Origin of the sequence: Okeania sp. SIO2F5, from assembly GCF_010692685.1 — a bacterium.
Taxonomy (GTDB): domain Bacteria; phylum Cyanobacteriota; class Cyanobacteriia; order Cyanobacteriales; family Microcoleaceae; genus Okeania; species Okeania hirsuta.
Genome location: NZ_JAAHGU010000049.1, coordinates 1 through 9,207, shown reverse-complemented (window position 1 = coordinate 9,207; position 9,207 = coordinate 1). Strand labels below are relative to the sequence as shown.

At 42.1% G+C, this 9,207-nt stretch carries 9 protein-coding genes; 2 read left to right on the top strand and 7 right to left on the bottom strand.

The annotated features are described in order from the left end of the window. From F6K27_RS16795 to F6K27_RS16775, 6 genes are all read right to left on the bottom strand, one after another. On the bottom strand, positions 1 to 2,022 hold a 2,022-nt coding region (locus F6K27_RS16795; protein WP_287277466.1), incomplete at its 3' end, for a hypothetical protein. Between the two features lie 54 nt (positions 2,023 to 2,076). Beyond that, positions 2,077 to 2,256 carry a DUF6760 family protein gene (locus tag F6K27_RS33700; protein WP_124145298.1) on the bottom strand — a complete coding sequence of 60 codons (180 nt, stop codon included), beginning with the start codon at positions 2,254 to 2,256 and terminating at the stop codon, positions 2,077 to 2,079. Beyond that, positions 2,250 to 2,639, bottom strand: a complete 390-nt coding sequence (locus F6K27_RS16790; protein ID WP_353736002.1) for a phage tail assembly protein — start codon at positions 2,637 to 2,639, stop codon at positions 2,250 to 2,252. Before F6K27_RS16790 ends, F6K27_RS33700 begins: the two co-directional genes overlap by 7 nt. Before the next feature lie 282 nt (positions 2,640 to 2,921). After that, positions 2,922 to 3,347: a phage tail protein gene (locus F6K27_RS16785; RefSeq protein ID WP_287277467.1), complete on the bottom strand. Its 426-nt coding sequence runs from the start codon at positions 3,345 to 3,347 to the stop codon at positions 2,922 to 2,924. A 36-nt stretch (positions 3,348 to 3,383) separates the two neighbouring features. Beyond that, positions 3,384 to 4,844, bottom strand: a complete 1,461-nt coding sequence (locus tag F6K27_RS16780; protein WP_287277468.1) for a phage tail sheath subtilisin-like domain-containing protein — start codon at positions 4,842 to 4,844, stop codon at positions 3,384 to 3,386. 28 nt (positions 4,845 to 4,872) lie between these two features. Next, positions 4,873 to 5,745, bottom strand: a complete 873-nt coding sequence (locus tag F6K27_RS16775; RefSeq protein WP_287277469.1) for a Pvc16 family protein — start codon at positions 5,743 to 5,745, stop codon at positions 4,873 to 4,875. A gap of 354 nt (positions 5,746 to 6,099) precedes the next feature. Here F6K27_RS16775 and F6K27_RS16770 point away from each other — a divergent pair, with 354 nt between their 5' ends. Further along, a complete protein-coding gene (locus F6K27_RS16770; protein ID WP_161564557.1) occupies positions 6,100 to 6,240 on the top strand; it encodes a hypothetical protein in 141 nt (46 codons plus the stop codon). A 344-nt stretch (positions 6,241 to 6,584) separates the two neighbouring features. Here F6K27_RS16770 and F6K27_RS16765 read toward each other — a convergent pair whose 3' ends face one another. Further along, positions 6,585 to 6,710, bottom strand: a complete 126-nt coding sequence (locus F6K27_RS16765) for a hypothetical protein (RefSeq protein WP_287277470.1) — start codon at positions 6,708 to 6,710, stop codon at positions 6,585 to 6,587. Positions 6,711 to 7,027: 317 nt separating this feature from the next. Here F6K27_RS16765 and F6K27_RS16760 point away from each other — a divergent pair. After that, positions 7,028 to 9,207, top strand: a 2,180-nt coding sequence (locus F6K27_RS16760; RefSeq protein ID WP_287300893.1) for an NACHT domain-containing NTPase, incomplete at its 3' end; no start/stop codon positions are given.

Below are 9,207 nucleotides of genomic sequence, written 5' to 3'. Positions count from 1 at the left end.
TGAAGTTAGGTTAAAATCTTCTGGTTTAGTTTGAATAATCCCTTTAACCAGAGGTAAATTAGTTTTTGGCTGGGTTGCAGTTACTAAACTGTTGGGATTAACAGAAGTATCTGCTTTCCTTTGAACCGTACTTGTCGATAATTGGTTAGTAGCTTGGGTAAGAGGCAAACCCAGCTCCTGTTTGGAGTTAGGTTCAGCTTCAACCCTCGTTCCTAGATTGCTGACATTAACTTCTGAAACAGTTGCTTTGCGACTAATCCGAAAATTATCAGTGGATAGCTCCTCATTTGCTTTAGTTTGAATAATGCCTTTAACCAGAGGTGGATTAGTTTTTGGTTGGGTTGCAGTCGCTAAACTGTTGGGATTAACAGAAGTATCCGCTTTTTTTTGAACCGTACTTTCGGTCTTTGGTACGACTGAAGTTAGGTTAAAATCTTCTGGTTTAGTTTGAATAATCCCTTTAACCAGAGGTAAATTAGTTTTTGGCTGGGTTGCAGTTACTAAACTGTTGGGATTAACAGAAGTATCTGCTTTCCTTTGAACCGTACTTGTCGATAATTGGTTAGTAGCTTGGGTAAGAGGCAAACCCAGCTCCTGTTTGGAGTTAGGTTCAGCTTCAACCCTCGTTCCTAGATTGCTGACATTAACTTCTGAAACAGTTGCTTTGCGACTAATCCGAAAATTATCAGTGGATAGCTCCTCATTTGCTTTAGTTTGAATAATGCCTTTAACCAGAGGTGGATTAGTTTTTGGTTGGGTTGCAGTCGCTAAACTGTTGGGATTAACAGAAGTATCCGCTTTTTTTTGAACCGTACTTTCGGTCTTTGGTACGACTGAAGTTAGGTTAAAATCTTCTGGTTTAGTTTGAATAATGCCTTTAACCAGAGGTGAATTAGTTTTTGGCTGGGTTGCAGTTACTAAACTGTTGGGATTAACAGAAGTATCTGCTTTCCTTTGAACCGTACTTGTCGATAATTGGTTAGTAGCTTGGGGAAGAGGCAAATCCAGCTCCTTTTGGAAGTGAGGTTCAGCTTCAACCCTCGCTCCTAGATTACTGGCATTAACTTCTGAAACAGTTGCTTTGCGACTAATCCGAAAATTACCAGATGTTTCAGGGGAGGCAGGTAGGGAAGCTCTACTGGTTTGAAGTTGAGTTTCAGTTACTGTAGGATGAGAATTTGAATGAGTATCTACTTGCCGTTTTCCAGAATCAGTCTTTGGTACGATTGAAGTTAGGTTAAAATCTTCTGCTTTAGTTTGAATAATCCCTTTAACCAGAGGTAAATTAGTTTTTGGCTGGGTTGCAGTTACTAAACTATTGGGATTAACAGAAGTATCCGCTTTCCTTTGAACCGTACTTGCCGATAATTGGTTAGTAGCTTTGGGAAGAGGCAAATCCAGCTCCTTTTGGGAGTGAGGTTCAGCTTCAACCTTCGCTCCTAGATTACTGGCATTAACTTCTGAAACAGTTGCTTTGCGACTAATCCGAAATGGTTGGTTTGTTTCTCCCCTACTTGTCTTCACAACAGAGGTGTCAGATTGTGGTTTTTTTTCCACTGGTTTTGTCATTGCCGTTGCTTTCTGGGTTATAGATGGCTGCAGGGGATTTGTGTGATATCTGCCTAATTTCTTATGGCTTCTCCCTTGAATCTCCCTACTATTCTGAAACTGCCTTGATTGAGGCGGTATAGAACGTTGAACCATTTCTCCCATTGCTGAGTGAGCGTCAGGAGTTGCTGGAAATTGCTGATTAAGAACGTTAGCTGATTCCGTGCGCTGTCGCTGAAGACGTTGAATTATTGCTGTTGGTTGCAAAACTCCAGAACCATAGCGAAATTTCACCTGTTCCGGTAACCCTAACCTTTGTACAAGTCGTCCAGTCATTCCTTGAGTAGCTTGGTAATGGCAATGTAGCTGCTGGGTATTAATTACCCCAGCAGGTTCAACCACTCGTCGCTGTATACGTTTGCCCAAGGTTAAACTACTTGGATTATTAGAAGGGTGTAAAGGATAATCTTCCATCTTAAAAGTACCAATAGTAAGCTGTTGAATCGCGATCGCTAATTCTCTTAGCCTTTAGGTAAACTCTATCTGTCCAGTTTGGGCATTCAAACGCCTATTGATCTGGGCAACTTCCTCAACCCACCGTCTCCTTTCCCTGTGTTCCATTACCATGATTGATTCATAGTGCCAATGGAAGTGATATGCCAGATAGGCTACCTCCTGATGGAGTTGGTCTAGGGGGTAGCCTAAAATTCCCCCGATAGATCCAGCTCCACAGTAAAATCCTTTTCACAGTGAGGACAGATTATCTGGAGCGATCGCGTTCCATTGCCATTAATGCGATTGTACAAATCCTGTAGATAGGATAAGTCAGAAGCAAATAATCCTTCAATCACTTTAGGATTAATCACTTCTACGGAACCTAGTCTGGTTACAACCCGAGATAGCAGAATGACAATTAAATAGGCTGGGTTAGATTGTACACGAGGGTCTTTCAGGGGTATAATTTCATCGGCAGCAGTTGCCAGTCGCATTATCCCTTCCCGATGTAAATTCCCCTCTTTGTCCACGTAACCTGCTGGTAATGTAAACTCATACTCAGTTTGCAGCATGGCTGTTTGCTCAGGAATACTCATACCGTTTCACGGAATTCAAAAGTCAAAAGTAAGATTTTATAGACTCATAAGAGGGAACAGGGAACAGGGAACAGGGAACAGGAAGAAAGAATTGATAATCTCTGGATAAGATTGGAGATATATAATAGTAATGTGCAATTAATTTTGCATAAGCACTTACCTAAAAATCTTGTTATCATATCATATCAAATCCGCTTAATTTGGTAAAAAAAAGTGTTCTATTTTCAACCATTAGCAAGTCTCCCCACACCTCCCACACTCCCCACCCTTCCCACACTCTTTTTATGCTCGCTCCAGACGTTCACAAGTTACGGTTAGGCTATCAATAGCAACATCACTTCCCTTGGCATCCAGGCTTGGTGCTTCATACTTACTCGCCCAGGCATGGAAGAAGTTCCAGCGTACTTTTTCCTGTCCTGTATCATCAAGCAGAATGATGGAACCATTTTTACGTTCAATCTGTCCATTGACTGCGGCTAAGTGCCAGTCATAGAGTTCACGGGAATCTGTTATTCCCCATTTAAGGGAAATGTCAGGGTAACTTGCTTTTCCTCGCAGTTTACGCACTGTAGCATCGTCTCCACCTTCACGATATTCAACGACTTCCACTTCAGAACCAAAACCACTACATTCAGAAAATCCTGCCTGAACAATGCCATCAATCTCCATGAGGAAACGATAGTTTTTATACGGATCAACTCTTGGCATGACTAAATCTCCTTATTTTGTTGGTTCAACAGATTACTACTCGCCAGCCGTTTGCTGGATACGGAAGATAACAAATTCCGCTGGCTTGACAATTGCTACCCCAATCAAGGTAACAACTTGTCCTAACTCCCTGACTTCTTTGGGATTAGTTTCTGCGTCACATTTAACGAAGAAAGCTTTATCCGGTGTTTCTCCAAATAATGCCCCACTGCGCCATTCATTTAACAGAAAGTCCCCTACTGTCCGTTTAATCCGTTGCCACAGTCCTAGATCGTTAGGTTCAAAGACAGCAAACTGCGTCCCATCATTAATAGATTCCACTAAGTAATTGAAATAGCGACGGGTACTGATATAGCGAAAATCTGCATTAGCATCATCTGCCATTGTCCGCCCTCCCCAGACTTTAATTGTGCCTTTGAAAGAACGAATCACGTTAATCCCTTCTGGATTTAAACCATCCTGCTGTGCTTTACTAATGGGACGACTGACATCGAGAGCATTAACAATAACTTCATTAGCAGGTGCTTTAAATACCCCCCGCGTTGCATCATTGCGAGCATAGATTCCAGCAATATGACCACTGGGAGGTATTATATCCGGTGCTTCGCTAACTGGATCGAAGACTTTAATCCAAGGATAGTAAATGGCCGCATAGCTAGCTTGCTGACTCCGACCAACAGGACGAATACCGCTTACACTACCTGGTCCTTGGTTTTGATCGCCATCTAAAATAGCCACTCTGTCTCCCATTTTAGCACAGTGAGCTATAATAGCATTATGTTGAATGTCACTTACTGCTCCAGGTACGGCAACAATTGTAATTTCATCAACTGGTTCAAACTTCTCTAACTCATCACTAGGGTTGTTGAGAGGGGGGACAGGAGGATCTTCTTGTGAAGGAGCAACCCGCAGCACATGACAACGAGTACCTCCATTGAAGAAGAAACCATATACAGCATGGGCTAAGATTTTATTGCCCTCTTGAAAATCGCCAAACTTAGTTTTAAACTCTTCCCAACTGGTAATTAATATTGGTTCACCTGCATCAGCGACATCATAGAGCACAGGCTTAGGTTTCCCATCTTCCTCGACTAAAACATAACTACCATCTTTCACTAGAGCAGGATTTCCTTCATCATCCTTAACTAAAACAAAAGGGATATCATTTTCATCTACAAGAGGAACAGGATTTCCTTCATCATCCTCAGAGAAAGCCGGTTTACCTTCTTTGTTCTTAACTAAAACAGGAATAGGATTACTCTCGCTATCTAAAAGACTATCAGGCTGACCCTGAGCATTTAAATTAGGATTACCGTTTTGATCAAGTTGGAATTGAGATGGAAATTGAAAGTAAAACTGTCCTGGTCGAGGTGGCATTGTAACATCATCAGCTACCACACCAATAAACCCAGCGATACTGGTTGCAACACCAGCAATGGGTAGGGAAGCGGGTGGCACATATTCAACATAAACTCCTGGGGAGAGATATTGTGGCATACTATTTTCTCCTTGATTATCACGAAAATTACTGCTGTAACTCCACGTTGTAATTACTTTCTGTGTTTTCTACTGGAACAGTAATATTAACCTCCTGTAATAAACTTCCTAACTGCACCCTCAAAGTATAAGCACCAGCAGGAATTGCCCCTATGCTGTACTGTCCATTTCCATCAGTGGCTGCAGTAAGATTAGGTTCAACTAAAATAACTGTTGCACCCACCACAGGTTGATTTTCAGCATCCGTAACTTGTCCACCAATGCGGAAAAATCTTTGTTCGGTGCCAGGCACCAGTTGTTCTGATGATGGTGAAATTCGCTCACCTAATTGTAGATCTTGAGTAATAACAATGGGGGTGGGATCTGGCTCAAACAGTTCCTTAATAGAAAGGGTTGCTGTAACTGTGATTGAAGGACGTAATTGATTACCTAACGCCGTCCAAAGTTCAGCCACACTTTGCACTCCATCGACTTGAGCAGTTACCAATGGTAAAGGTGGTTCTTGTTCTGCCAGTCCGGTGTTTTGTAAAAAAGGTATTTCTGGAATAGTTGGATAGGCTGAGAATACTTGCAGCACTTGGCTAAGTAATCGGTGTTCTTGCAGGGGTAATTCTTCCCCGCCAACGGGCCAAGCTGTAACCAAATAAGAACAGGCTATGCGTTTTGGTGGATTATGAATGATAGCTTGCCCACTTCGCATTTCGATACTTGGTTCATTACTGCGCAGTTCTAGGTGTTCTCGAATGTCGTACAGAAATAAATTAACAGTGGTTTGCCCAGGACTAAAAGTTTCCGACGGACGCTCAAAGGAAATCTGGGCTTCCGCCAATTCTGGAAACCTGGACGATAGTCTCGAATCTTCCAAAATCCTTCTCAAAACTTGACTCAGATCGCGAATCATTTTGACTTACCTCGTTAGACTTTATGAGCAGCCATGCACCATAATGTGACTTTCATAGCCTAGAAGCTTTCTGCCAACTACATCTTTTGTAGTTTTGAGGTTAACTTTTACTCACAGTTTTAATGAGTAGTCCCAAATACTGTAAGAATAGAATAAATTTTTTAGTTTTTAACCCTGATATGTATAATATTAACATCTTAACTTAAATATTAGAGACTGTTTGTAAAGTTTTGTAATATACAATGATTGACCTTTAAACTGTAACAACTTGGTTATTTATCCCAGATTTATAGGCTGAAATACCCAATTTGCCAGGGGTAAAAACACTTCATAATTCGGTGGTGGTGCATAGTAATGGTAGAGAGAGTGTGGGGAGATGGGGACCCACCCCTAACCCCTCCCAGGAGGGGAGTATGGGGAGATGGGGGGATGGGGAGTATGGGAGAAATTAAAAAATATATATCTTCACCAAAACCCATGCAGGACTACCCATAATTCTTTACAAACAACCTCTTAGGATCTTAACTTAAATGTGGGTGCTCCCATGGTGTATTTTTTACTTCTAACAGCTTTTCTAGTTTTCCCACTCGATCAAGGGCGTTGCACAGTGACAAATGATTTTAGATTTTTGATGAACAGGATTTTGGATTAATCAATTGCTAAAATAGACATCTGGTAAAAATCCAAAATAAAATCAATTCTCACACATAAATTATCAATTATTTCCCCTCCCCCTCCTGGGAGGGGCGAGGGGTGGGTTCCCTACTGCCTACAGCAAAGCTGCCTACTGCCTCTTTTTGGAGATTTTTACTCAAAGTCTAAACTAATTTTTGGCCTAATCATTCCATAATGTGCAAACCCCGATCAAGTGTGATCCAAGGTGTAATAGTTGATTCATGGCGACCTAGTAGCTTGGACAGTTCTGGGCGAGTCGATACTAGATTGGTTTTTAGCCAGTAAATCATCTGTATTCGTTCTCGTTCTCTAGCTGTTATTGATTTACCTAAATGCTTTTCAAGTTCGGAAACTGTTTGATTAATTTTAACTTTTAAGGGATGAGCTATAAATAGAAACCGCGATCGCTCTATAGTTTTCTTGACTATTATAGGTTTTGTTGCACTAATATCCTGAAACTCTTACAGAGCAGCACTTTCTCATTTATAGATTTTCTTGATAAACCCTTGTGTTATAATGCTTCTAGCACTTTCATGCAACAAAGCCACTATTATATTTTAATTAACTTATATTTGGTATGACTTCTAACTTCTAACTTTTGACTTTTATGATTAATTGGATACCCTATCTAGAATCAGTCTGTCGGGACTATGCCAAATGGTGGGAGGTTTATACTCTGACGGATGTGGCGGGAAAAAAGCCTCTGGAGCAACGGCAAAATATTTCCCCACTGTTGGATTTAGGTTTGATGGTACAAACTGTTGAGTCGGAAGAGAAACAGAGGGAACGTCCAGAAGAGAAAATTGAACGGTTGACGGTTTTGGAGGGTTTGCGCAAATATGCTCCTAATCATGTTCTATTGGTGGGAAGACCAGGATCGGGAAAATCTACTGCTTTGGCCAGATTATTGTTGGAGGAGGCGGAGAAATTAAGATCCTCTATTGGTCTTCCCTTGGGAAGCACGGAAATAAGAGAAACTCCGCTGTTGGAGGAAGCAGAAAAATTGAGATCCCCCCTTAGTCCCCCCTTCTCAAGGGGGGGAACAAGAGAAACTCCTTTGGGAACAGGGGAAACAAGAGAAACTCCTGCCTTTCAAAAGAAGGATGAAGGAGAAACAAAAGAAACTCCTTTGGGAAGAGAGGAAACAGGAAAAACTCCCCCCTTAGAAAGGGGGGTTGGGGGGGATCGACCCAAAATTCCCATCCTCATCGAACTCCGCTACAGTCAAACTTCTGTACTTTCCAGAATTCAAGCATTTATCCACAAACACCACCCCACCATAAATATAGATACAGCAACTCTAGAAACTTTGCTCCGTCAAGGTGAATTTTTGCTGCTCTTCGATGGGTTTAACGAGATGGCATCGGAAGCGGCACGACAACTCTTAAGAATTTTTCGGCAAGACTACCCCAAAACTGCGATGGTGTTTACGACGCGAGATTTGAGTCTGGGGGGAGATTTGGGGATTGAGAAAAGGTTGGAAATGCTACCTATGACGGAATCTCAAATGCAGGAGTTTGTCTGTGCTTATTTGCCTTTTGATGGTGAAAAATTATGGCAGCAGTTGCAGGGGAGGTTGCGGGAGTTGGGGGAAACTCCGATGTTTTTGTTGATGTTGTGTTCGGTGTTTGGTTATAATAAAGTAATACCTGCTAATCTGGGGTTGGTGTTTCGGAGTTTTACTCAGACTTATAGTGGTCGCCTCAAGCAGGATGTTCCGGTTGATGAAAGTTCAAGACTTTGGTGGGATAGGTTATTGCAGGAGTTGGCGTGGGTGATGACGAATGGGGAGTCGAAAACTGAGATTATGGTTGCTATTTCTCGCCCAAAAGCTGAGGAGGTGTTGACGGAGTTTTTGCGAGGGGAGGTGGTAGCTCCGACTGACTGTGCGATGCGTTGGTTGGAGGATTTATTGGAGCATCATTTGATTCAGGTGGGAGATGATGGTCAGATTTCGTTTCGCCATCAGTTGTTGCAGGAGTATTATGTGGCGGAAAGGTTGTTGTCACTGTTGTCTGGTTTGAGTGACTATGAGTTGCAGTGGGATTATTTGAATTATTTGAAGTGGACGGAAGTAGTGGCGTTGATGTTGGGGTTGGTGGAGAATGAGGCGTTAGCGGTGCAGGTGGTAAGGTTGGCGTTGGAGGTAGATTGGTTTTTGGGAGCGAGGTTGGTGGGACAGGTGCAAGGGAAGTTTCAGGAGCTGGCGTTTGTGGAGGTTGAGCGGTTGGAGTTGCCTGTGTTGGTGAAGGTTAAGTTGGCAGGGTTAACAAAGTCGGATGTTGCTATTCGGCGGTTAATTCCACTCCTAGAACACTCTAACTTTTTTGTGCGTGGGAGAGCAGCAGAAGCTTTGGGTAAAATAGGTTCTGAAACTGTGATTCCGGAGTTGGTTCAATCTCTAGAAGACTCAGACTCTTATGTGCGTAGTCGTGCAGCGTTTGCTCTAAGTAAAATCGGTTCGGAAACTGCGATTGAGGCGTTAATTCAACTCCGAAAAAAGTCAGACTCTGATGAGCATAGCAGTTCAGAAACTGCGATTCCAGGATTAATTTCACTCCTTGAATACGAAGACTCTTATGTGTGCTGGAATGCAGCAGAAGCTTTGGGTAAAATAGGTTCTGAAACTGTGATTCCGGAATTAATCCCACTCCTTGAATTCCCCTACTCAATAAAATGGGGTGCATCTCATATTTGCAAAATACTTTTTTCCTATATATTCCCTATTCCCTATTGCCTGTTGCCTAAAAGCAATAAAATTTTGGCTTTATTCAAAATTGAGATGTA

Excerpts from the sequence above, each read along its gene's own strand:
- F6K27_RS16775 (WP_287277469.1), bottom strand. The coding sequence starts at position 5,745 with ATGATTCGCGATCTGAGTCAAGTTTTGAGAAGGATTTTGGAAGATTCG.
- F6K27_RS16790 (WP_353736002.1), bottom strand. The coding sequence starts at position 2,639 with ATGAGTATTCCTGAGCAAACAGCCATGCTGCAAACTGAGTATGAGTTT.
- F6K27_RS16770 (WP_161564557.1), top strand. The coding sequence starts at position 6,100 with ATGGTAGAGAGAGTGTGGGGAGATGGGGACCCACCCCTAACCCCTCCC.
- F6K27_RS16765 (WP_287277470.1), bottom strand. The coding sequence starts at position 6,710 with ATGATTTACTGGCTAAAAACCAATCTAGTATCGACTCGCCCAGAACTG.
- F6K27_RS16785 (WP_287277467.1), bottom strand. The coding sequence starts at position 3,347 with ATGCCAAGAGTTGATCCGTATAAAAACTATCGTTTCCTCATGGAGATT.
- F6K27_RS16780 (WP_287277468.1), bottom strand. The coding sequence starts at position 4,844 with ATGCCACAATATCTCTCCCCAGGAGTTTATGTTGAATATGTGCCACCC.